This is a genomic window from Polaromonas sp. AET17H-212 (assembly GCF_002379085.1).
GTDB lineage: Bacteria > Pseudomonadota > Gammaproteobacteria > Burkholderiales > Burkholderiaceae_C > Polaromonas.
In genome coordinates this window covers 24272-46698 of sequence record NZ_NBZW01000008.1, presented here as the reverse complement: position 1 = coordinate 46698, position 22427 = coordinate 24272, and the positions used below count along the sequence as shown (strand labels likewise).

At 63.9% G+C, this 22427-nt stretch carries 19 protein-coding genes; 11 read left to right on the top strand and 8 right to left on the bottom strand.

The annotated features are described in order from the left end of the window. Positions 1 to 19: 19 nt before the first annotated feature. The gene (locus tag B7G53_RS08595) at positions 20 to 697 is read right to left on the bottom strand and encodes a Crp/Fnr family transcriptional regulator (RefSeq protein ID WP_096666515.1); all 678 of its coding nucleotides are present in this window, start codon (positions 695 to 697) and stop codon (positions 20 to 22) included. Positions 698 to 902: 205 nt separating this feature from the next. Between B7G53_RS08595 and trxB the strand changes: the two genes are divergently transcribed. The 3 genes from trxB to rpmG all read left to right on the top strand — a co-directional run bounded on the left by trxB (position 903) and on the right by rpmG (position 2440). Beyond that, positions 903 to 1847, top strand: a complete 945-nt coding sequence (gene trxB / locus B7G53_RS08590) for a thioredoxin-disulfide reductase (protein WP_441338977.1) — start codon at positions 903 to 905, stop codon at positions 1845 to 1847. Between the two features lie 180 nt (positions 1848 to 2027). Further along, complete coding sequence (rpmB, locus tag B7G53_RS08585) at positions 2028 to 2261, top strand: 50S ribosomal protein L28 (protein ID WP_096666509.1); 234 nt, start codon at positions 2028 to 2030, stop codon at positions 2259 to 2261. An 11-nt stretch (positions 2262 to 2272) separates the two neighbouring features. Further along, positions 2273 to 2440: a 50S ribosomal protein L33 gene (gene rpmG, locus B7G53_RS08580; protein ID WP_007863188.1), complete on the top strand. Its 168-nt coding sequence runs from the start codon at positions 2273 to 2275 to the stop codon at positions 2438 to 2440. 310 nt (positions 2441 to 2750) lie between these two features. Here rpmG and B7G53_RS08575 read toward each other — a convergent pair whose 3' ends face one another. Both B7G53_RS08575 and B7G53_RS08570 read right to left on the bottom strand, forming a co-directional pair. After that, entirely contained in the window at positions 2751 to 3950 is a 1200-nt protein-coding gene (locus B7G53_RS08575; RefSeq protein ID WP_096666506.1) for a DesA family fatty acid desaturase, read from the bottom strand. Between the two features lie 195 nt (positions 3951 to 4145). Beyond that, positions 4146 to 5399: an RsmB/NOP family class I SAM-dependent RNA methyltransferase gene (locus B7G53_RS08570; RefSeq protein ID WP_096666503.1), complete on the bottom strand. Its 1254-nt coding sequence runs from the start codon at positions 5397 to 5399 to the stop codon at positions 4146 to 4148. Between the two features lie 54 nt (positions 5400 to 5453). On the opposite strand from B7G53_RS08570, the gene B7G53_RS08565 reads away from it, so the two are divergent. Together B7G53_RS08565 and B7G53_RS08560 are read left to right on the top strand one after the other, a co-directional pair. Continuing rightward, positions 5454 to 5690 (top strand): DUF1653 domain-containing protein, encoded by a 237-nt coding sequence (locus B7G53_RS08565; protein WP_441338976.1) that lies wholly within the window; start codon positions 5454 to 5456, stop codon positions 5688 to 5690. A gap of 135 nt (positions 5691 to 5825) precedes the next feature. Further along, positions 5826 to 7442, top strand: coding sequence for a peptide chain release factor 3 (locus B7G53_RS08560; protein ID WP_096666497.1), 1617 nt, complete (start codon positions 5826 to 5828; stop codon positions 7440 to 7442). Positions 7443 to 7515: 73 nt separating this feature from the next. Here B7G53_RS08560 and B7G53_RS08555 read toward each other — a convergent pair whose 3' ends face one another. Then, the gene (locus B7G53_RS08555) at positions 7516 to 8895 is read right to left on the bottom strand and encodes an esterase-like activity of phytase family protein (RefSeq protein WP_096666495.1); all 1380 of its coding nucleotides are present in this window, start codon (positions 8893 to 8895) and stop codon (positions 7516 to 7518) included. A gap of 138 nt (positions 8896 to 9033) precedes the next feature. Here B7G53_RS08555 and B7G53_RS08550 point away from each other — a divergent pair, with 138 nt between their 5' ends. After that, positions 9034 to 10872, top strand: a complete 1839-nt coding sequence (locus tag B7G53_RS08550) for a sensor domain-containing diguanylate cyclase (protein ID WP_176491315.1) — start codon at positions 9034 to 9036, stop codon at positions 10870 to 10872. Here B7G53_RS08550 and B7G53_RS08545 read toward each other — a convergent pair. After that, positions 10839 to 11306 (bottom strand): Lrp/AsnC family transcriptional regulator, encoded by a 468-nt coding sequence (locus tag B7G53_RS08545; protein WP_096666489.1) that lies wholly within the window; start codon positions 11304 to 11306, stop codon positions 10839 to 10841. The genes B7G53_RS08550 and B7G53_RS08545 overlap by 34 nt on opposite strands. Positions 11307 to 11409: 103 nt before the next feature. Between B7G53_RS08545 and mdeB the strand changes: the two genes are divergently transcribed. After that, the gene (gene mdeB / locus B7G53_RS08540; protein WP_096666784.1) at positions 11410 to 14085 is read left to right on the top strand and encodes an alpha-ketoglutarate dehydrogenase; all 2676 of its coding nucleotides are present in this window, start codon (positions 11410 to 11412) and stop codon (positions 14083 to 14085) included. Between the two features lie 17 nt (positions 14086 to 14102). Here the strand turns inward: mdeB and purN are convergent, their stop codons facing one another. Beyond that, complete coding sequence (gene purN / locus B7G53_RS08535; protein WP_255249948.1) at positions 14103 to 14711, bottom strand: phosphoribosylglycinamide formyltransferase; 609 nt, start codon at positions 14709 to 14711, stop codon at positions 14103 to 14105. A gap of 20 nt (positions 14712 to 14731) precedes the next feature. Then, positions 14732 to 15919, bottom strand: coding sequence for an MFS transporter (locus B7G53_RS08530; protein ID WP_096666487.1), 1188 nt, complete (start codon positions 15917 to 15919; stop codon positions 14732 to 14734). 155 nt (positions 15920 to 16074) lie between these two features. On the opposite strand from B7G53_RS08530, the gene B7G53_RS08525 reads away from it, so the two are divergent. The 3 genes from B7G53_RS08525 (at position 16075) to B7G53_RS08510 (ending at position 20079) form a co-directional block, all read left to right on the top strand. Then, positions 16075 to 17256, top strand: a complete 1182-nt coding sequence (locus B7G53_RS08525; RefSeq protein ID WP_096666484.1) for an acyl-CoA dehydrogenase family protein — start codon at positions 16075 to 16077, stop codon at positions 17254 to 17256. 162 nt (positions 17257 to 17418) lie between these two features. Further along, positions 17419 to 18534, top strand: coding sequence for an acyl-CoA dehydrogenase family protein (locus tag B7G53_RS08520; protein WP_096666481.1), 1116 nt, complete (start codon positions 17419 to 17421; stop codon positions 18532 to 18534). A gap of 168 nt (positions 18535 to 18702) precedes the next feature. Continuing rightward, on the top strand, positions 18703 to 20079 hold the full coding sequence (locus B7G53_RS08510; protein ID WP_176491320.1) for an alpha/beta fold hydrolase: 1377 nt from the start codon (positions 18703 to 18705) through the stop codon (positions 20077 to 20079). A gap of 530 nt (positions 20080 to 20609) precedes the next feature. Here the strand turns inward: B7G53_RS08510 and B7G53_RS08500 are convergent. Further along, complete coding sequence (locus B7G53_RS08500; RefSeq protein ID WP_096666778.1) at positions 20610 to 21167, bottom strand: HNH endonuclease; 558 nt, start codon at positions 21165 to 21167, stop codon at positions 20610 to 20612. A gap of 160 nt (positions 21168 to 21327) precedes the next feature. Here B7G53_RS08500 and B7G53_RS08495 point away from each other — a divergent pair, with 160 nt between their 5' ends. Then, positions 21328 to 22362, top strand: coding sequence for a bifunctional riboflavin kinase/FAD synthetase (locus tag B7G53_RS08495; RefSeq protein ID WP_096666472.1), 1035 nt, complete (start codon positions 21328 to 21330; stop codon positions 22360 to 22362). Positions 22363 to 22427: the final 65 nt, after the last annotated feature.

The following is a 22427-nucleotide window of genomic DNA, read 5'->3' as shown; positions in this document are numbered from 1 at the left end:
GGTGACAGAAAAACTGCTGTCAGCCCAGGGTACTGAGCCTGTCCTTGACCCACATCGAGCCATCGGCGCGGGTCTCGATATAGCCGCGCTCTTCCAGGTCTTTCATCACGCGGCTGACCATCTCGCGCGAGGCCCCGACCATTTTGGCCAGGTCCTGGCGCGAGACCTTTTCGCGGATCACGGCGTTGCCCTCGCGGTCCGGGACCGCGGACTCCAGCAAGGCCCTGGCGACGCGGCCGTAGACATCCATCAGGGCCAGCGATTCGATCTTGCGGTCGGCATGGCGCAGGCGCTGCACCAGGCCTTTCATGACCGCGTAGGCCATGGAACTGTTTTCGGGCAGGCAGCGGGCAAACTCCGGCCGGCCCACCACCAGCACGTCGGTCTGGACTTCGGTGCGCACAGTGGCCGAATGCGGTTCGTTGTCGATCAGGCTCATCTCACCGACATAGTCGCCCGGGTGCAGGGTGGCCAGGATCACCTCCCGCCCGCGCGCATCGGCGGTCACGACGCGCGCCCGCCCGGTCAGGATGATGGCCAGGGCGTTCGACTTCTTGCCCTGTTCGACAATGGCTTCACCGCGTTTGTAGCGGCGCTTGATCACCGCCTGGGCCACCGATTCGGCCTGGCCGGTCGTCAGCATCGAGAACAGGGGCACCCGACGAATCAGTTCAAGGTTAGACACCATCGTAGACATGACAAACTTCTCCAGACCACGCCACTCAAGAATCCAGAAGTCCGCCGACACCCCGGGACGCGGCCCCGGCTGCTGCAAACTTCTGGAACGGGTTCTTACAATAGCGTGTGTTGTGCCAACTATTTCCGCCCGCCAGGGGTTTTAAACCCTGTGGTCAGCCCCGACTCTAACTGAGTTCAAATGCTTTCCCCTACAGATTTTCACCATGCGACATTCTAAAGTTCTCATTCTGGGGTCTGGCCCCGCAGGCTACACGGCAGCTGTTTATGCCGCGCGCGCCAACCTCAATCCGGTGCTGATCACCGGCATTGCGCAGGGGGGACAGCTGATGACCACCACGGACGTCGACAACTGGCCGGCCGATCCCATGGGTGTGCAGGGCCCGGCACTGATGCAGCGTTTTCTGGAGCACGCCGAGCGTTTCAAGACAGAAATCATCTTCGACCATATCAACAAGGTCGATTTCAGCCAGCGCCCCTTCACACTGACCGGCGACAGCGGCACCTACACCTGCGACGCGCTGATCATCGCCACCGGCGCTTCCGCCAAGTACCTGGGCCTGGACTCCGAAACCGCCTTCATGGGCCGGGGTGTGTCGGGTTGCGCGACCTGCGACGGCTTTTTCTACCGCGACCAGGAAGTCAGTGTGGTCGGCGGCGGCAACACCGCGGTGGAAGAGGCCCTGTACCTGTCCAACATTGCCAGCAAGGTCTATCTGGTCCACCGGCGCGACAAGTTCAAGGCCGAACCCATCCTGGTCGACAAGCTCCACGAAAAAGTCGCCGCCGGCAAGATCGTTCTGAAGCTGCACCAGACACTCGATGAGGTGCTGGGGGATGCGGCCGGTGTCAATGGCGTGCGCCTCAAGAACACGGAAACCGGTGCCACCGAAGATCTCCCCGTTCAGGGCTGCTTCATCGCCATCGGCCACCAGCCGAACACCGACATTTTTGCCGGCCAGCTGGACATGAAGGACGGCTACATCGTCACCCGGTCCGGCTTGCAGGGTTTTGCCACCATGACCAGCGTGCCCGGCGTCTTCGCCGCCGGCGACGTGCAGGACCATGTCTATCGCCAGGCCATCACGAGTGCGGGCACCGGCTGCATGGCGGCCCTCGACGCCCAGCGTTTTCTGGAACAGAGCAGCTGACCAGACCCCCACAGGGGGGCTGATTTCCCCTGGGGCGGCCCCGGCGGTGAATGGCCATTCGCCCCATCCTCTCCAGATCAGTTGGGAGGAATGCATTTTCAGGCTATAATCGCAGGCTTGGCTGAGTATCCGACGGGTGCCAGCATCCCTTTTTTTTCTTTTTTTATACGGAGAGTGCTCATGGCACGCGTCTGTCAGGTTACGGGCAAAGGCCCGATGGTGGGAAACAACGTTTCTCACGCGAACAACAAAACCAAGCGTCGGTTTTTGCCTAATCTGCAATACCGCCGTTTCTGGGTCGAGACGGAAAACCGCTGGGTTCGCCTGCGTACGTCCAGCGCCGGTTTGCGCCTTGTTGACAAGCTCGGCATCGACGCGGTCCTGGTGGACCTTCGTGCCCGCGGTGAAATCTAAGGAGAATCATCATGGCAAAAGGCGCACGCGAAAAAATCAAGCTGGAATCGACTGCCGGCACGGGTCACTTCTACACGACCACCAAAAACAAGAAGACCACACCTGACAAGATGCTGATCATGAAGTTTGATCCCAAGGCACGCAAGCATGTGGAATACAAGGAAATCAAGCTGAAGTAATTCAGCCTGAACCTGCAGCACCTTGTGCTGCACCATGAAAAAACCCGCCGGAATGCATCGTTCCGGCGGGTTTTTTCATGGCCGTACCGGTTTGCTCCGGCGCAGCCAGGGATCATTGAAGGCCGGATCCGCAAGGCCTCCTCGCGGTGTCGCAAGGCTGTCCAGCAGACAGAGGCAGGCACCCGCCGGAGTGCTCAAATTGCCCCCGCCCTTATCGATTGGCGAAACCACGGCCCCAAAGAAAAACCGCCTGGGCGCGAGGCGCCGAGGCGGTTGGCAGCGCGGGAGGCAAGCCCCCGACGGCGGAGAGTCAGGCGCGGGCGGCGCGCAACTTCATCGAGAACTCCTGCAAGGCGGCAATGCCGCTTTCTTCAGCACGGCGGCACCAGGCCTGCAAATCGGCGGCCAGCTGCTCGCGCGACGCCGACCTCGACAGCCACATCTGGCGCAACTCTTCGCGCATGGTAACCATCTTGTCGAGCACCGGGTGCTCGGCACGGGCCTGCGCCACTTGAGGCTTGGCGGCGGCAGGAACCTTGTCATCGTCGCGATGCAACCAGCGGTTGGCCGCCTGCAGCACCGAGATGTCGGCCTTGCGGGCCTTGAGCGCCTCGATTTCAGCCTTGCCGGCACGGCGCAGTTCACGCGCAAAACCGGCCATCACCTCGTAGCGGTGGGCAATCAGGGCCTCGAGGGTTTTCTCGTCGGCCACAGGCTGGATGTCTCCGAGCTGAAGCCGGGGCGGCACCTTCTTGACAGTCGCGAGACCGATTTTCTCCATGGCGCGGATGTACACCCAGCCAATGTCGAACTCGTAGGGCTTGACCGAGAACTTGGCCGAGGTGGGGTAGGTGTGGTGGTTGTTGTGCAGCTCTTCGCCACCGATCATGATGCCCCAGGGCGACACATTGGTGCTGGCATCCGGTGCCTCGAAGTTGCGATAACCCCAGTAGTGGCCAATGCCATTGATGATGCCGGCGGCCGTCACGGGGATCCAGATCATCTGAACAGCCCAGACCGCCAGACCGGCTACGCCGAACAACGCCAGGTTGATGACCATCATCAGGCCAACGCCCTGCCAGCTGTAACGGGTGTAGAGATTGCGCTCGATCCAGTCGTTCGGCGTGCCATGGCCGTACTTGACCATGGTCTCCTTGTTCTTGCTTTCAGCACGGTACAACTCGGCACCTTCCCAGAACACCTTCTTGATGCCGTAGGCCTGCGGGCTGTGCGGGTCTTCCGCCGTCTCACATTTGGCGTGGTGCTTGCGGTGGATAGACACCCACTCCTTGGTGACCTGGCCGGTACCCAGCCAGAGCCAGAAACGGAAAAAATGCGAGGGGATGGCGTGCAGGTCCATCGCCCGGTGCGCCTGGTGGCGGTGCAGGTAAATCGTCACGCTGGCGATGGTGATGTGAGTCGTCACCAGTGTGTACAGCACAATTTGCCACCAGCTGGCGGCGAGCAAACCATTGGCCAACCAATCAAGGGCGGCATCAAACAAGACCATGAGAATCCTTTAAACAGTCACCAGCCACGCATACCAAAATTATCTCCGGAGGCTGTGCCGGACAACTTTTCATTGTAATTGGGACCGTGCCAAACAGCAAGCCGGAGCACCAACACCAAAACCGATAGAAAACGGACAAAACCAACGATAAACAGGAAACGTCGGCTTATTCACCGTCTTTTCCGGCCAAAATCATCAAGCCTTTTGCCACACTGCGGCAAAAAAGCCGTCCGTCTGATGCAGGTAGGGCCAGAGCCGCAGGTAGGGGCCGCGGCACAGCGTTTCAGCCGCTTCCACCCCTAGATGGGTCAGCAAAGGCCCGGTTTCAAGGACGGTGAATTCTTTATTCGCGGCGCTGAAGGCCTCGGCGATCGCCTCGTTTTCCTCGCGCAGGATGCTGCAGGTGGCGTAAACCAGCCGTCCGCCCGGCTTGAGCAGCCGTGCAGCGCTCTGCAAGATGGCGGTCTGCTTGGCGGTCAGCTCCTCGATGGCCTGCGGGTTGTGCCGCCATTTGAGGTCGGGGTTGCGGCGCAGGGTGCCCAGACCCGAACACGGCGCATCAACCAGCACCCGGTCGATCTTGCCGGCCAGGCGCTTGATACGCTCGTCGCGCTCGTGCGCGATCGCGACCGGGTGGACATTGGACAGGCCGCTGCGGGCCAGCCGTGGCTTGAGCGCATCGAGCCGGTGGCCCGAGGTGTCAAAGGCGTAGAGCCGGCCGGTGTTGCGCATGCTGGCGCCCAGGGCCAGCGTCTTGCCGCCGGCGCCGGCACAGAAATCGACCACCATTTCCCCGCGTTTGGCATCGACCAGCAAGGCCAGCAACTGCGAGCCTTCGTCCTGCACCTCGATCGCGCCGCGGGTGAAGGCCTCCAGCTTGTTGAGCGCCGGTTTGCCGGCCAGCCGCAGGCCCCAGGGGGAATACGGCGTGGCGACGGCCTTGATGCCGGCCTTGGCCAGCTCCTTCTGGATGTCTGACCGCTTGTCTTTGAGGGTGTTGACCCGCAGGTCCAGCCCGGCCGGCGCATTGAGGCTTTCCACCAGCGGCCAGAAATCGGCCCCAAGCTGGGCCTTGAGCGGCTCCACCAGCCATGCCGGCAGGTTGTGGCGGTGCGGCTCCATCAGGTCGTCCGGTTTGACCTGATCGCAGCGCGACAGCCAGTCCTTTTCCTGGTCCGTCAGGGCGCCCAGCAGGAAATCGCGGTCTGCCGCAAAACCCAGAATGGCCAGGCGCCGCTCGGTCGGGCCGCTGCCGTGCTGGGCCAGGTAGGTGTAGAGATTCTTTTTGCGCAGGACGCCGTAAATCGTCTCGGCCACGGTCGCGCGCTCGCGCGGGCCGAGGCGTTGCTCACGAAAATGGCGCGACACGACCATGTCGGCGGGGTGTTCAAATTTAAGGACCTGCTTGAGAAGCGTGGCACAACTGTCGAGTAAGGCGTTAGGATGCATGCCCCTATTGTCCCACCGCGGGCCCGCGGCGTGCCTTCTTGCCTCTGGATGACCATGTCTGACGACCTCCCCCCGCTGATCACCACCCCGCCCGGCCTGTACCGCCACTACAAGGGCCTGCTGTATGAAGTGGTGGGCACGGTGCGCCACAGCGAAACCCTCGAACCCCTGACGCTTTACCGCGCGCTGTACGGCGAACACGGCCTGTGGGTGCGGCCGGCCGCCATGTTCAATGAAGAAGTGGTGATCGACGGCGTGCGCCAGCCGCGCTTCACCCGCCAACCCGATTAAGGGCAAACGGGCGCAGCGCCGGGCCGCCCCGGGCAACGCCAGCCGCCTATTGGTCATGAAAAGGGCAGCGCAACGCCGAAGGCACCCGCCCTGAGAAACAGGGGGACCCTCCCCCGTCAACGATAATCGTGGGTTATGTCCGAATCCACCGAAATCGAAAAACAGGTCAAGCGCCGCCGCACGTTTGCCATCATCTCCCACCCTGACGCCGGCAAGACCACGCTGACGGAAAAGCTGCTGCTGTTCTCGGGCGCGATCCAGATCGCCGGCAGCGTCAAGGCGCGCAAGGCCGCACGCCACGCCACCTCCGACTGGATGGAGATCGAAAAGCAGCGCGGCATCTCGGTGGCCAGCTCGGTCATGCAGATGGAATACCGTGACTGCGTGATCAACCTGCTCGACACGCCCGGCCACCAGGACTTCTCGGAAGACACCTACCGCGTGCTGACCGCCGTCGATGCCGCGTTGATGGTGATCGACGCGGCCAACGGCGTCGAGCCGCAGACGCGGCGCCTGCTGCAGGTCTGCCGCGCGCGCAACACGCCCATCCTGACCTTTGTCAACAAGATGGACCGCGAGGTGCAGGACCCGATGAGCGTGATGGACGAGATCGAGCAGGAGCTCGGCATGACCGTGGTGCCCTTCACCTGGCCGGTCGGCATGGGCAAGCTGTTTCACGGCGTCTACGACAGGCGCGAAAAACGCATGCGCGTGTTCAGCCCCGGCGAAGACAAGGCCGGCGGCGACGATGAAATCCTGGCCGGCCTGGACAACGCGGAAGCGGCCCGGCGTTTTGGTGCCGAGTTCACCCAGGCGCAGGGCGAACTGGAGCTGCTTGAAGGCGCCTCGCCGGAATTCGACCGTGCCGCGTTTCTCTCCGGCAAGCAGACACCGATGTTTTTCGGTTCGGCCATCAACAACTTTGGCGTGCAGGAAGTGCTGGACGCGCTGGTGGACCTGGCACCGGCGCCGGCCGACCGCACCGCCCTGCAACGCGTGGTGCACCCGGAGGAAAAGAAATTCTCGGGCGTGGTCTTCAAGATCCAGGCCAACATGGACCCGGCGCACCGCGACCGCATCGCCTTTTTGCGTGTGGCCAGCGGCGAGTTCACACGCGGCATGCGCCTGAAGGTGGTGCGCAGCGGCAAGGAGATCCGGCCCAACACCGTGGTGAGTTTCATGAGCCAGCGCCGCGAGCTGCTGGACACCGCTTTTGCCGGCGACATCATCGGCATCCCGAACCACGGCATCCTGCAGCTCGGCGACACGCTCACCGAAGGCGAAGCGCTGCAGTTCACCGGCCTGCCCTTCTTCGCGCCGGAAATGTTCCGCGCGGTCGAGGTCGCCGACCCGCTCCGCAGCAAGCAGCTGCGTGCCGGCCTGACCCAGCTCGGTGAAGAAGGCGCGATCCAGGTGTTCCGGCCGATTGCCGGCTCCCTGCTGCTGCTGGGCGCCGTCGGCCAGCTGCAGTTTGAAGTGGTGGCGCACCGGCTCGAGCACGAATACGGCGTCAAGGCGCGCATCATGCCCAGCAACTTCAACCTCGCACGCTGGGTCACCTGCGACGACCCGAACGAGCTGAAAAAATTCATCGATGCCAATGCGCACCGCGTGGCGCTCGACGCCGTGGATGCACCGACCCTGCTGGTGGACCACAGCGCCACCTTGCGCGCCGTTGAGCAGCAGTGGCCCAAGATCAAGTTCCACGCGCTGCGCGAGCACGCGGGCCTGGTGTTCCAGTCAAAAATCTAACCTTTTCGGCATCCAGCCCAGCAGGGACGAGCGCAAGCTGCTATTGATTCAATAGCAGCCGCGCTCTGCCCCGTCACTGCGCCTTGAGAAAATCGCCGACCTCAAGAAGGATCAGCTCGTTGTCGTCGGCCTTGTTGGGCTCGCGGCTGCTGGAAAACGGCAGGTTGTTGTCGTTGCCCACGACGATGTGTATGGCATCGACCACATCCACGTTCTCGATCGTGAAGAAGGGGAAGGTCAACACGCCGTTGTTCAGCGGCTTGCGCGCCAGCCTGGCCGGGTCGGCAATCGCCATCAGGTCGATGTAGCCGATCTTGCGCAGCGCGCCGCCGACGTTGGCCTCGCTGAGCTCGACCTTGTAGACCCGCTTGAATTTGGCCAGGTCGTGGAAGCAGTTGCTGCTTTTCTGGCCTTCGGGGCAGGCCTTGTCGGCCGTGCCTTCGCCGTTGTCGCGCTCGATGATCAGGCCGGTCGTGCCGTCGATCATGTTGAAGTCACCGATTGCATGGCTGGCGTTTTCGAGCACATATTTCCAGTGGCGGCCGGTCCAGCTTTCGCTCTTCACATCGAACTCGAGCACGCGCAGGTAGTCCTTGCCGTCGAGCTTTTCATTGCCCTTGGTGGACGCATCCCACAAGGCGCCTTCCAGCAAGGCATACAGCTTGCTGCCGTCTTTCGAGGCCGCCATGCCTTCATAACCCTTGGAGCGGCGCACCTGGAAATCCACCACGCCGCCGGGCACGCCCGGCGTGGTCACGGCCGGGTGGTCGGGCGAACGCACCAGCTTGCCGTCCACCTGGGTTTCAAACACGGCCAGCACCCGGCCCTTCATGTCGGCCTTGATCAGGAAGGGGCCGAACTCGTCGCCTATCCACAAGGCGCCGCCGGCGATCTGAAAGCTCTCGGTGTCGAAATCGCTGCCGGTCAGGTAGCGCTGCTTCGTGCCCTCGTGAACGATGCGAAACGGCACCTTCTTGTCCGGATCGTGCAGGAAAATCGTTTCCCGCCGCTTCATGCTGCCGCCCTTGAAGTCCACGGCGTAGCGGTTCAGGTAGAGCATGGAATCGGGCGAATTGGCCTTGGCGCCCGAACCGTTGTCGGTGAGGATCCAGAAGCTGCCGTCGGGCATTGTCTTGATGCCGGAGTGGCCTTGCAGCGGCTGCCCCCGGAACGGCAGCGACACACCGGTGGGTCGGCCTGCCGACAGACCCTCCACCGTGCCCAGGGCTTCGACCCGTTTGCCGGTGGTGAATTTTCCGGCGTTCTTCAGGTCCTGCGGCGCGTCTTTCGGTGCGGCAATGAAAGACTGCGCAGGCATGACCACATGGCCGGCCAGGGTGGCCGGGAAGGCAGTCTGCGCATGCAGCGGGGTGACCAGCAGCGCGGCGGCCAGCGCGGGCAGCACCGACTGAACAAGCAGGCGACGGACTGGGGTGAAGCGGAAATAAGGCATGTGACATCCGTTGTTGAAGGAAGACGCATGGTGGTCAATTCTTGTGACATCGTGATGACCGGACAGTCCGCGACCGGGCTGCAGGCGCTTAAACAATAGGTTATGCAATAAGCTAGGCACATGTACGGAAAGGCCAGCTTGCGCATTTTTTTTCTGATGCTGCTGGGCCTGGTGCTGCGGGCAGGCTACACGCAGGATTTTGGCCGCCTTTACGGCGACAGCGTCACCATCACGCTGGCCGAACCACTGCGGTGGGTGGCCGTCCCCAAAGGCACGGTCGCCTCGCCGGAGGCCTTCACCGCCGCCGAGCCCCGGGGCTTGCAGCCCTACACCGCCAGCACGGTTCTGCCCACCTCTGACGGGCAGGACGTCTGGGCCACCTTCTCGCTGCCGGCCACCGAAACCCTGCAAACCTGGTTCATCCGCCTGCCGGGCCAGACGCTCGTCAAGGCCAGCCTTTTTTCGCCCGGGCCCCGGGGCGACTGGCTCGTGCAGGCGGCCGGCGAGGCCATCGCTCCGGCCGACTGGTCACTACGCACCCGCGTGCCGAGCTTTGAATTGCAGACCCGCACTGACCGCGTGCAGACCTACTACCTGCGCTTCGAGAACCGCCGGGCCTTCACGGGCCGGCCCATGCTGCTGTCTCCCATCGAATACGTCGACGGCGCCTCCCGCGTCGGCGTGGTGATTGGCCTGATGTGGGGCATGTTCAGCGTGCTGGCCATGCTGAGCCTGGCCGCGTTTGCGCTGGCACGCAACCGGGTGTTTCTGTGGCTGGGCGCGGTGGTGGTGACACTGATGTTCACGCAGCTGGTGCTGATCGGCTACGGCGGCTGGCGCATGTGGCCAGGCAGCGCACACCTCAACCAGGTCATGGGCTGGGTCTCGTCCGCGCTGAGCCTGGCCGCGGGGGCCTGGTTCTGCGCCCAGGCCAGCTACGCCAGGAGCGGCCATCCGCGCATCTACCGGCTGCTGGCCGTCGTCGCAGCGGGCAGCCTGCTCATGGCCGGCCTGATGGCCATCGATCGGGATTTGATCGCGCGCGACCTCCGCAACCTGTGGCTGGCACTGGCCACGCTGGCGATCCTGGGCAGCCTGGTGTGGATGTCCCTGCGCGGGCAGGCGTGGAACCTGCTGCTGTTGCTGGGAACAGCACCCATCGCACTGGCAGCGCTGGCCAGGCTTTCCTACAACGCGGGCTGGGTGCAGAACATCGAGGCGGCGCAGGTGGCCGGCGTCCTGTCGGCCATGTTCGGGCTTCTCTGGATTTTCCTCGTGCTAGCCTGGCGCAGCCGGGCCGCGCTGTTTTCCAGCCACCGCGGCACCGCCTTGGCAACTTATGATCCGGCCAGCGGACTGATGCTGCCCCGGGTCGTCGAGAACCGGCTTGCGCAAATGCTGCTGCGCGCGCGTCGCAAACGCTCGGAATGCGGCCTGTTGATGCTGAGCTGGCTGGACCAGGCCCCCAGCCCCGACGAGTTGAGCGACCACAAGCGCAGCACCGCGCTGTCGCGCATTGGCGAAATCCTGCGCCGGGCCGCGCGTGACATGGACACCGTGGTTCGTTGCGACGAGAACCTCTTTCTGATGCTTATCGAAGGCCCGGTCAACCGCGAGGCCGTCTCCGAGGTCGCCACCAAGATCCTGGCGGACTGCATACGCCTGTCCGAAAAACTGGACGATCCCAATGCATTCAACTTGCACATCGCCATCTGGCATGACACGCCTCGCAAACAGACCAACCCGCAAGTCCTCGGAAGCCTGAAAACCTGCCTGCGCCGGATGGCATCAGGGCCGAAGCGCTACGTCCAGTTTGTCGATGCGGCCGGCGGCACCGCCAGCATGCCGCCCGAGGACAGCATCCGCCGCGAAGACCTGCTGGCGAAAATCAATGCGATCGAATCATCCCATCCGGCACTGAACGACCAGCAGCGTTCCCGTCTTCACGGCGCGGGCAGCGGCAAGGCGGTTTTGTAGCGCACCTGCTTGAGCGCAAAACTCGAGCGTATTTTTTCAATGCCCGGAATCGGCGTGAGCTGCTCGAGGATGAATTTTTCGAGCGCCGCGATGTCGGCCACGGCGACCCGGATCAGGTAGTCGCTGTCGCCCGTCATGAGGTAGCACTCCATCACCTCGTCATGCTCGACAATGCGCCGCTCGAACTCGGCAAGCGAGTCCTTGTTTTGCGAGCGCAGGCTGATGGAAATGAACACACTCAGGCCCAGGCCCAGCGCCGCGGCATTGGCGATCGCCACATAACGGTCGATCACCTTGGCCGCCTCCAGCGCCTTGACCCGGGCCAGGCAGGGCGATGGGCTCAAATGCACGCGTCGGGCCAGCTCCACGTTGGACAGCGAACCGTCGCGCTGCAACTCGTCGAGTATCCGTAAATCCAGTGCATCCAGCTTCATGGCGCTTCATTTCTCCAATTCAAAGCATTTTATGCCGCAAAAAATACTTCTTGCAACGCATTTTGACAGCTCATGTGGCACCAAGCGGCCTATATTGGAGGGCATGAATGCACCCGTCCCCCTTCACGCCCTGCAGCAGCCCGCCATGCCCCTCACCGACACCGATCCCCAGGAAACCGCCGAGTGGCGCGAAGCCTTCATGGCACTGGCCGCAACGCAGGGTCCGTCCCGCGCGCGTTACCTGCTCGATGAGCTGGCGCGGCTGGCGCGTGAGCAACGCGTGGGCTGGAAGCCGGAACTCGCCACACCCTACGTCAACACCGTGGGCGTCAACGAGCAGCCGGTTTTTCCGGGCGACCTGGCCATGGAAGAACGGCTGGCCTCGCTGATGCGCTGGAACGCGCTGGCCATGGTGGTGCGCGCCAACCAGGCCGAATCCGGCGGCTCCGCAGAGCTGGGCGGCCACATTGCCAGCTATGCCAGCGCGGCCGACCTGTTTGAAACCGGCTTCAACCACTTCTTTCATGCCCGCGAAGGGCTCGGTGAAGGCCAGCACCGCGGCGACCTGGTGTTTTTCCAGCCGCACAGCGCACCCGGTGTCTATGCCCGCGCCTACCTCGAAGGCCGGCTCGGCGAGAAGGACCTGGGGTTTTACCGGCAGGAACTCTCGGCGGCAAAACAAGGTGCACAGGGGCTGTCGAGTTACCCGCACCCTTACCTGATGCCCGACTTCTGGCAGTTCCCGACCGGCTCCATGGGCATAGGCCCGATCAGCTCGATCTACCACGCGCGTTTCATGCATTACCTCACGCACCGCCGCCTGCTCGACTGCGCGGGCCGCAAGGTCTGGGGCGTGTTCGGTGATGGCGAGATGGACGAGCCCGAGTCCATGAGCGCGCTGACCCTGGCCGCACGCGAAGGCCTGGACAACCTGGTCTGGGTCGTCAACTGCAACCTGCAGCGCCTGGACGGCCCGGTGCGCGGCAACGGCCGCATCATCGACGAGCTTGAGAAGCTGTTTGCCGGCGCCGGCTGGAACGTCATCAAGCTGGTCTGGGGCAGCGACTGGGACGGCCTCTTTGCGCGCGACATCACAGGCGCACTGACACAAGCCTTTGCGCACACCGTCGATGGCCAGATGCAGACTTTCGCCGCCAAGGACGGCCGCTTCAACCGCGACAACTTCTTTGGCCAGAACGAAGAGCTTGCGCGGCTGGCGCAGGGCATGACCGACGAACAGATCGACCGGCTCAAACGCGGCGGCCACGACCTGGTGAAAATCCACGCGGCGTATGCGGCGGCCGCCAACCACGCCGGCCAGCCCACGGTGATCCTGGCGCACACCAAAAAAGGCTACGGCATGGGCAGCGCCGGCCAGGGCAAGATGACCACGCACTCGCAGAAGAAGTTCGACGAAAGCGATCTGCTCGAATTCCGCAACCGCTTCAACCTGCCGCTCAGTGACGAACAAGCCAGGCAGCTGGCGTTTTACAAGCCGGCCGCAGACAGCCCGGAAATGCAGTACCTGCACGCCAGGCGCGCCGCGCTGGGCGGCTACCTGCCCAAGCGCGAAACCAGCGCCGACATGGTCCCTGTCCCCGCCCTGCCGGTGTACGCCAACTTTGCGCTGGCCGCCGACGGCAAGGAGATGAGCACCACCATGGCCTTTGTGCGCATGCTGGGCGGCCTGCTGAAAGACGCGGCGCTGGGACCACGCATCGTGCCCATCGTCGCCGACGAGGCACGCACCTTCGGCATGGCGAACCTGTTCAAGCAGGTCGGCATTTATTCCAGCGTGGGCCAGAAGTACGCGCCGGAAGACATCGGCTCGGTGCTCAGTTACCGCGAGGCGCTCGACGGCCAGATTCTCGAGGAAGGCATCAGCGAAGCCGGCGCGCTGGCGAGCTGGACGGCGGCCGCCACCAGCTACAGCGTGCACGGGCTGGCGATGCTGCCCTTCTACATTTATTACTCGATGTTCGGCTTCCAGCGTGTCGGCGACCAGATCTGGGCCGCCGCCGACCAGCGTGCCCGCGGCTTTTTGCTGGGCGCGACCTCGGGCCGCACCACCTTGGGCGGCGAAGGCCTGCAGCACCAGGACGGCTCCAGCCACCTGGTGGCCGCGACCATTCCCAACTGCAAGGCCTACGACCCGGCCTTTGCCTGCGAACTGGCCGTCATCCTTGACCGCGGCATGCGCGAGATGATGGTCGAGCAGCAGGATGTTTTTTACTACGTCACGCTGATGAACGAGAACTATGCGCAGCCGGACCTACGGCCCGGATCGGAAACCGGGATTGTTCGCGGTTGCTATAAATTTGATAGCTACTTGCGACCGTCGGACAAGGGCCAGACCCCGAAAATTCTCAAGAAAATCACACTGATGGGCTCTGGCGCGATTTTGACCGAGGTGATCAAGGCGGCGCAGCAGCTGGCGGAGCAAGGCGTGGACGTGACGGTCTACAGCGTGACCAGCTGGAGCGAACTCGCACGCGACGGCGCGGCCTGCCAGCAGCACGCGCTGGCCGGCGAAGCCACACCGGAGGCGTTCATCGCAGAACTACTCAAGGACAGCGAAGGCCCCATCATTGCCGCCACCGACTATGTGCGCGCCGTGCCGGAAAGCATCCGCGCCTTCCTGCCGGCCGGCCGCAGCTACCTGACCCTGGGCACCGACGGTTTCGGCCGCAGCGACACGCGCGCCGCGCTGCGCAGCTTTTTCGGGGTCGATGCGTCAAGCATCGTCCAGGCAGCGTTGCACCAGTTGAAGGCGGGCTGAAAAACCGCCAGGCCGGTTCAGGGCTGGCTCTGCAGCCAGGCTTTCACCGCTTGGGGGTACAGCTGGTGCTCCTGCACCAGCACGCGCGCGGCCAGCGTGTCCGCCGTGTCGTCCGGCAGCACCGGCACGACCGCCTGCGCGAGGATGGGGCCGTGGTCGAGCTCCGCGGTGACCTGATGCACCGTGCAGCCGGCCTCGCGGCAACCCGCATCGATGGCGCGCTGGTGCGTGTTCAGGCCGGTGAAGGCCGGCAGCAGCGAGGGGTGGATGTTGACCAGCCGCCCCGCGTAATGCCTGACAAACCCTGGCGTGAGGATGCGCATGAACCCGGCCAGCACCACCAGCGCGGGCTGGTGGGCGTCGATCAGTTGCATCAGCGCCGCATCAAAGGCTTCGCGCGTGGCAAACGCCTGGTGACTCAGGACCTGCGTGGCCACGTCCAGCGACTGCGCGAGCTGCAGCCCGGCCGCGTCGGGCCGGCTGCTGATGACCGCGGCCACACGCGCACCGAACTGCTGCTGCCAGTGCTGCGCCTGTGCGGCGCGGACGATGGCCGCCATGTTCGAGCCGCTGCCCGAGATCAGGATCACGATGTTTTTGGGTTGGCGTGGCATCAGCTTGGGCATGGGTGCATGGATTATCGCGATCACGCGCACGGCTGCGGCGGCCTGGCCAGGGCAAACAGCAGCAGCGTCACCACGCCCATGCCGACCAGCAGCCAGAGCAGCCCGGTGTAGCCGCCCAGCCCCAGCAAGGCCCAGGCCGTCAGGAACGGTGCCGCGGCGCGGGTGCACAGCGCAATGCCCGACATCGCGCCGCTGATGCGCCCCACATGCTCGCGGCCGTAGAAGTCCGGCACGATGTTGCTGCGCACGATGGTGATCAGGCCGTTGGCCACCCCAAACAGCACGGCAAAGCCCACCAGCACCAGGGGCTGGCGGCCCAGCACAAACACCATCAAGGCCAGCGGAAACAGCGCCAGCACCATCAGCCCGAGGCTGCGGTGGCTCAACGGACGGCCCAGCCACAAAAAGGCAAAACGCCCCGCCACCTGCGCCGGGCCGAACCAGACCATGACCGCCACCGCCTCGGTCTGCGACAGCCCGCGCGACTCGAACGCCGGCATCAGGTGCGCCCACACGGTGGACAGCGCAAACGCATACAGCGTGAAGGTGGCCGTCAGCAACCAGAAGGTGCGGCCCTGCATGGCCTGCCGCAGCGTGGCCTGGTCCTGCGCCACTTCCACTGGAGCGCCGTCGGACACGGCGGGGCGTTTCCAGGGGCCGCGCAGCACCCAGGCATGCAGCGGCGCCACCAGCAGCAGGACCCCGGCCATCACCAGCAGCGCGGGCCGCCAGCCCAGCGTGAGCAGCAGCCACGCGGCCGCGGGAAAGGACAGCGTGCTGGCAAATCCGCCCACCAGCGTGATGGTGGTGATGCCCTGGCGGTAGCGGTCGGGGAAACGTTTGGTGATTTCGCTGAAGGCAGGTTCATACAGCGTCATCGCCATCGCCAGCCCGAGCAGCGCCCAGGCGGCGTACAGCAACAGCAGGCTGTAGGCCTGCGACCAGAGCGCGCAGCCGGCGGCACCGATCAGCGCCCCACCGGTCAGCACGGCACGTCCGCGGCCGCGGTCGATCGCCGCGCCGACCGCATAGGTCGCCAGGCCCCAGACCATCAGGCCCAGCGTGAACGCCCCCATGATGTCGGGCTGGCTCCAGCCCATGTCGCGCTGCATGGGCAGCACGAAGGACGAAAAGCCGTAATACATGATGGCCCAGACAAGAATCTGGCCGACACTGAGGGCGCTGATGATGGTGCGGTAGGAAGGCAAAGTGGGGTGATTATCCGGGGCGGAACGACACGCTGGCCCGCGCCCGATTCTGCTAGGCGGAATCGCTCGCTATTTGTCCCAACTGGGACATAAAATTCCGAACGACCGTGCTAAAAATGCAGCAGTAACTCGAACCCGACGGAGACACGCATCTTATGGATCTCGCTTTCACCCCCGAAGAACAGACATTCCGCGAAGACATTCGCGCCTGGGTTCACGCCAACCTGCCCGCCGACATTTCGCACAAGGTGCACAACGCCCTGCGTTTGAGCCGCGACGACATGCAGCGCTGGGCCAAAATCCTCGGCAAAAAAGGCTGGCTCGGCCATGGCTGGCCCAAGGAATTTGGCGGCCCGGGCTGGAACGCGGTGCAAAAACACCTGTTCGAGGAAGAATGCGCACTCGCCGGTGCGCCCCGCGTCGTGCCGTTTGGCCCGGTGATGGTGGCGCCGGTGATCATGGCCTTCGGTTCGCCCGAGCAGCAAAAACGCTTTCTGCCCGGCATCGCCAGCGGTGAGGTCTGGTGGAGCCAGGGCTACAGCGAACCAGGCTCGGGCTCGGACCTGGCTTCGGTCAAATGCCGCGCCGAACGTGTCGGCGACAAATACATCGTCAACGGCCAGAAAACCTGGACCACGCTGGGCCAGTACGGCGAGTGGATTTTCTGCCTGGTGCGCACCAGCACCGAGGGCAAGCCGCAAACCGGCATTTCCTTCCTGCTGATCGACATGAAGTCGCCCGGCGTCACCGTGCGGCCCATCGTGCTGCTCGACGGCGAGGCCGAGGTCAACGAGGTCTGGTTCGACAACGTCGAAGTCCCGGCCGAGAACCTGGTCGGCGAGGAAAACAAGGGCTGGACTTATGCCAAGCATTTGCTCAGCCACGAGCGCACCAACATTGCCGACGTGAACCGCGCCAAACGCGAACTCGAACGCCTCAAACGCATCGCCAAGGCCGAGGGCGTGTATGACGACCTGCGCTTCCGCGACGAAATCGCCAAGATGGAAGTCGATGTGGTGGCCCTGGAAATGCTGGTGCTGCGTGTGCTGTCGGCTGAAAAATCAGGCAAGAACTCGCTGGACATCGCCGGCCTGCTGAAGATCCGCGGCAGCGAGATCCAGCAGCGCTACACCGAACTCATGATGCTGGCGGCCGGCCCTTACAGCCTGCCCTTCATCGAGGAAGCCATGGAAGCCGGCTGGCAAGGCGACTTCCCCGGCGGCATGACGGCCGACGCGCCGCTGGCCTCGACCTATTTCAACATGCGCAAGACCACGATTTACGGCGGGTCCAATGAGGTCCAACGCAACATCGTGTCGCAGTTCGTTCTGGGCTAGCAAGGTTTCATAAATCCATTTTTCGGGCGAATTGCTTCGTTGCGCGGTGCTCGCAATCCTCATGTACCCAAGTACATTCCGGTTGCTGCGCTCCGGGTCCCTCGCACTTCATCCCGAAAAGCTGAATTTCTGGAACCTTGCCAAATACATTTAGGAGACATCATGGATTTCGATTTCACCAACGACCAGGAACAACTGCGCGATGCCGTGGGCAAGTGGGTCGCCAAGGCTTACGACTTCGAGCGCCGCCGCGGCATTGCCAAGGCTGGCGGTTTCTCGCGCGAGGCTTACGGCCAGCTGGCCGAACTCGGCCTGACCGGCCTCTATATTCCTGAAGACGACGGCGGGCTCGGCATGGGCCCGGTCGAAGGCATGGTCGTGATGGAGGAACTCGGTCGCGGCATCGTGCTCGAGCCGCTGGCCCAGACCCTGATCGCCGGCGCCGTGTTGTCCGGCTACGCACCGCCAGCCGTGAAGGCCGCCTGGCTGCCAAACATCGCCAGCGGCGAAGCACTGGTGGTGCTCGCGTCGCAGGAGCGCGCCGCCCGCTACAAACTCGATGTGTGTGAAGCAAAAGCGACGCCAGCCGGCGCCGGATGGACGCTGACAGCTACCAAAAACATAGTACCTGCCGGTGACCAGGCTGATGCCTTCATCGTCCCGGCGCAGGCCAACGGCAAGATCGCGCTGTTCCTGGTCGAGCGCACGGCCCAGGGCGTCAGCACCCGCGGCTACGGCACGCAGGACGGCGGCCGCGCGGCCGACGTGGTACTCAAGGACGCACCGGCCACACTGATCACGCTGGACGGCCTGGCGGCGCTGGAGCATGCCACCGACGTCGGCATCGCCGCCACCTGCGCCGAAGCCGTCGGCGTGATGGACAAGACCCTGGCCATCACCGTCGAGTACATGAACACGCGCAAGCAGTTCGGCGTGGTCATCAGCAGCTTCCAGGCGCTGCGCCACCGCGTGGCCGACATGAAGATGCAGCTGGAGCTGGCCCGCTCCATGAGTTATTACGCCTCGCTCAAGCTCAACGCGCCGGCCGCCGAACGCCGCGCCGCCATGGCCCGTGCCAAGTACCAGCTCGGCGTCTCCATGCGTTTTGTCGGCCAGCAGGCGGTGCAGCTGCACGGCGGCATCGGCGTGACCGACGAATACATCGTCAGCCACTACTTCAAGCGGCTGACCCAGATGGAAATGAGCTTCGGCGATACCCTGCATCACCTGGGCGAGGTCTCGGCCCGCATGCAGGACACGGCGGGCGTCTTCGCCTAAAGATGTGGCCCCCACGGTCGCTCACTGCGTGTAGCTCCCTGCCCCCCGAGGGGGCCGCTGCGCCTGCGAACTGGCAAAGCCAGATCCGCGGCCCCTGCTTGTATTGAGAAACTGAGCTCTGCCGTTTAATCACTAGCTCCTTTAAAACCTTTGGGAAGACACCCCATGATGCTGCACCGCCGCCTTCTTCTCGTGCTTGCTGCCACCGGCCTGGTGCTGGCCGGCTGTGCCACGACGCCCCCATCCGGGGAACACCCGCCCATCGTGTTTGTGCACGGCAACGGCGACAGCGCTTCCATCTGGCAAAGCACGGTCTGGCGCTTCGAGTCCAACGGCTGGCCACGCGAACGCCTGCATGCCATCGACCTGCCTTACCCGTTGGCGCGCGACGAAGACGGCAAGGCCCAGCCGGGACGCACCTCGACGGCGGAACACATGGCTTACCTGAAGGCCGAAGTAGACAAAGTGTTGCAGGCCACCGGCGCACGGCAGGTGGTGCTGGTCGGCAACTCGCGCGGTGGGTATGCGATTCGCAACTACATCCAGAACGGCGGCGGCGCCAGCCGCGTGAGCCACGCCATCCTGGGCGGCACGCCCAACCACGGCGTCTGGGCCATCAAGGGTTTCCGCGAAGCCAATGAGTTCTCCGGCACCGGTGCCTTTCTGACCGCCCTCAACGCCCCGAAAAACGCCGCCGGCGACGAAGTCACCGGGCCGGTCAAGTGGCTGACCCTGCGCTCGGACAACAACGACAAGTTCGCCCAGCCCGACGGCGTGTGGATAGGCGCCAAAGGCACACCGACCAACGTCAGCTTCGAGGGCCCGGCCCTCAAGGGCGCGACCAATATCGTGCTGGCGCGCGTCGACCACCGCGAGACCTCGTTTTCACCGGCGGCGTTCGAGGCGACCTACCGTTTCATCACCGGCCGGGCGCCGCAGTCCACCGCCATCCAGCCCAACTCACCGCTGGTGCTGAACGGCAAGATCACCGGCCTGGGCCTGCGGCCCACCGACCCGGCGTCGGGCAACTATTCGAACAACCTGCCGTTGCCCGGCGCGCAACTCGCGGTCTACGCCACCGACGCGGCCACCGGCGCACGCGTGGGCAACGCGGTGCACAACAAAACCGTGGGCGCCGACGGCGTCTGGGGGCCCTTCAACGCCCAGTCCGGCACGCAATATGAGTTTGTCATCAGCGCGCCAGGGTATGCCACCACCCACATCTACCGCAGCCCCTTCCCGCGCTCCAGCAACCTCATCCACCTGCGCGCCGACCGCCCGGCCGACGCCGACAAAAGTGCCAAGTCCAGCATCACGCTGACGCGGCCACGCGGCTACTTCGACGCGATGCGCGACAAGATGTCATTCGACGGCAAGGCCCTGCCGGGCGTGCCGCCCGCGGGCGCGGGCGTGTCCAGCTCAAAGATCAACCTGAGCCAGAACGGTGTTCGCCCGATTTCGGCGGAGTTCAATGGCGAGAAGATCACTGGGCGGACCTGGCCTATGGCGGACGGGCACCTGGTGGTGCTGGAGCTGACTCACTAGTTTTTTTGAGGCGCTTGCCTGCAAATACGCTCAAACCGGCCAGCAGGGAGACAGGCGCTTCGGCCACCTGCGTGATGCGTGCGATCTGGCGTTGGACCCGAGCGGATCAGGCGCCTGCGTCCGATAGAGAAGTGGACAGCGCTTCTCGCACGACCCGGGCAACGGAATATTCGGCTATGGCTTTGTGTCTGCAATAGCCTGACGCAAGCCAAGCCCGCAAATCTTTTGCGCCCTTACTTGCGTTGCATGACATGCAGCATCTGGCGATGTTTTGGCGAGTGACGATCTTTGCGTCGTTGACGATGTGCTCCCAGGAGGGCTTGGCCCCACGCAAGGTGCTTGGAAGCGAAAAGTCGCCTCTGCAATAGACGCATGACGAATCTCGCGCAAGGACTTCTTCCTCCAGCCAAACGGGGATGTTCCAGCGGTTCACCTAGCACCTGCTTGGGTCATTCGCATGACGGCAATTGATTTCCATTTTTTCAGCGGTCAGATGTGCTGCAGGCGCTGGGAGGCGCGGACTGCCACGCTCAAACCAGCAGCCGCGACGTCCTCGGCACATGCGCCATCAAGAACTCCATCTGGTCCGCCAGGATGCGGCGGTTGCGCAGGATGAAGTCTTCCCACAGGCTGGGAACATACGGGGTGTAGAGCAGCGGCATGTGGGCCTGTTCGGGGGTGCGGCTGCTCTTGCGGTGGTTGCAGGCGCGGCAGGCCGTGACCACGTTCATCCAGGTGTCGATGCCGTTCTGTGCAAACGGGATGATGTGCTCGCGGGTCAGGTCTTCCTCGTGGAAATGGTCGCCGCAGTAGGCGCACACATTGCGGTCACGGGCAAACAGCTTGCTGTTGGTCAGCCCGGGCTTGAGGTCGAAGGGGTTGATGTTGGGCACGCCCTTGGTGCCGATGATGCTGTTGACGGTGATGATCGACTGGTTGCCGGTGATGGCATTGTGGCCGCCGTGAAACGTGGCCACCTGCGCACCCATCTCCCAGCGCACTTCATCCGAGGCATAGTGCAGCACGGCTTGTTCAAGGCTGATCCACGATTGCGGCAACCCCTGGGCTGAGAGTTTCAAGACCTTCAAACGAACCTCCAACATTTAAAAAAACGCATGGAAACCGGACTCAAATTGCTTGAACCATCAATATACAGCGAATTCATGACAAAGCCGGGGCAATCCCCCTTTTCAGCTCTCCAGCCCCATCCAGCCGACCCGAGGCGCTATTAAAACGATAATTGGCAGCATGAAAGTTTTCCGCGGCTACCAGCACCCCCAGTTGGCGACGCAGTGCGCGCTGACGATTGGCAACTTCGATGGCGTGCACCGCGGCCACCAGGCTATGCTGGCGCTGCTGAAAAACGAGGCGCAGCACCGCGGCGTGCCCAGCTGCGTGATGAGTTTCGAGCCCCATCCGCGCGACTACTTCGCCGCCGTGGCGCGCAAGCCCGAACTGGCGCCGGCGCGTATCGCCACGCTGCGCGACAAGCTGACCGAGCTGGCGCGTTGCGGCATCGACCAGTGTGTGGTGCTGCCCTTCAACGCGCGGCTGGCGGCCCAGCCGGCCCAGGCCTTCATCGAAGACGTGCTGGTCAAAGGTTTGGGCGTGCGTTACGTGCTGGTGGGCGACGACTTCCGCTTTGGTGCCAAACGCGCCGGCGACTACGCCATGCTCGATGCCGCCGGCGAGCGGCTGGGTTTTGACGTGGCCCGCATGAACAGTTATGAAGTGAGCAATACGCGCGTGTCGAGTTCGGCCGTCCGTGAAGCCCTGGCCCAGGGGCAAATGACACGGGTGGCGAGCCTGCTGGGCCGGCCTTACAGCATTTCCGGCCATGTGGTGCATGGCCGCAAGCTCGGGCGCGACCTGGGTTTTCGCACCCTGAACCTGCGCTTTTCCCACTGGAAGCCGGCCGCCAGCGGGATTTTTGCGGTGCAGGTGTTCGGCCTGTCGGAGCAGCCCCTGCCCGGTGTGGCCAACCTGGGCATCCGGCCCTCGCTGGACCCCGCCGACGTCAATGGCGGACGCGTGCTGCTGGAGACCCATTGCCTGGCCTGGCCCGCCGGCTTGGGGCTGGAGGAGGCATACGGTAAAATCATCCGGGTGGAACTGCGACACAAACTGCACGACGAACTGAAATACGACGGTCTGGACAGCCTCAAGGCGGGGATTGCCCGGGACTGCGACGATGCGCGGGCGTTTTTTGCCGAGGCCGCGAAGTCATTTTCAGCCTCCATGCACACGGAAACCAGCCGCCAGACCACGCGCGACCGAATTTAGACGATCTCGTCGCCTCTGGCCCCGCCCCTCCCTCCCGGCGCACGGCTTTCTTCCCGACCCGTATT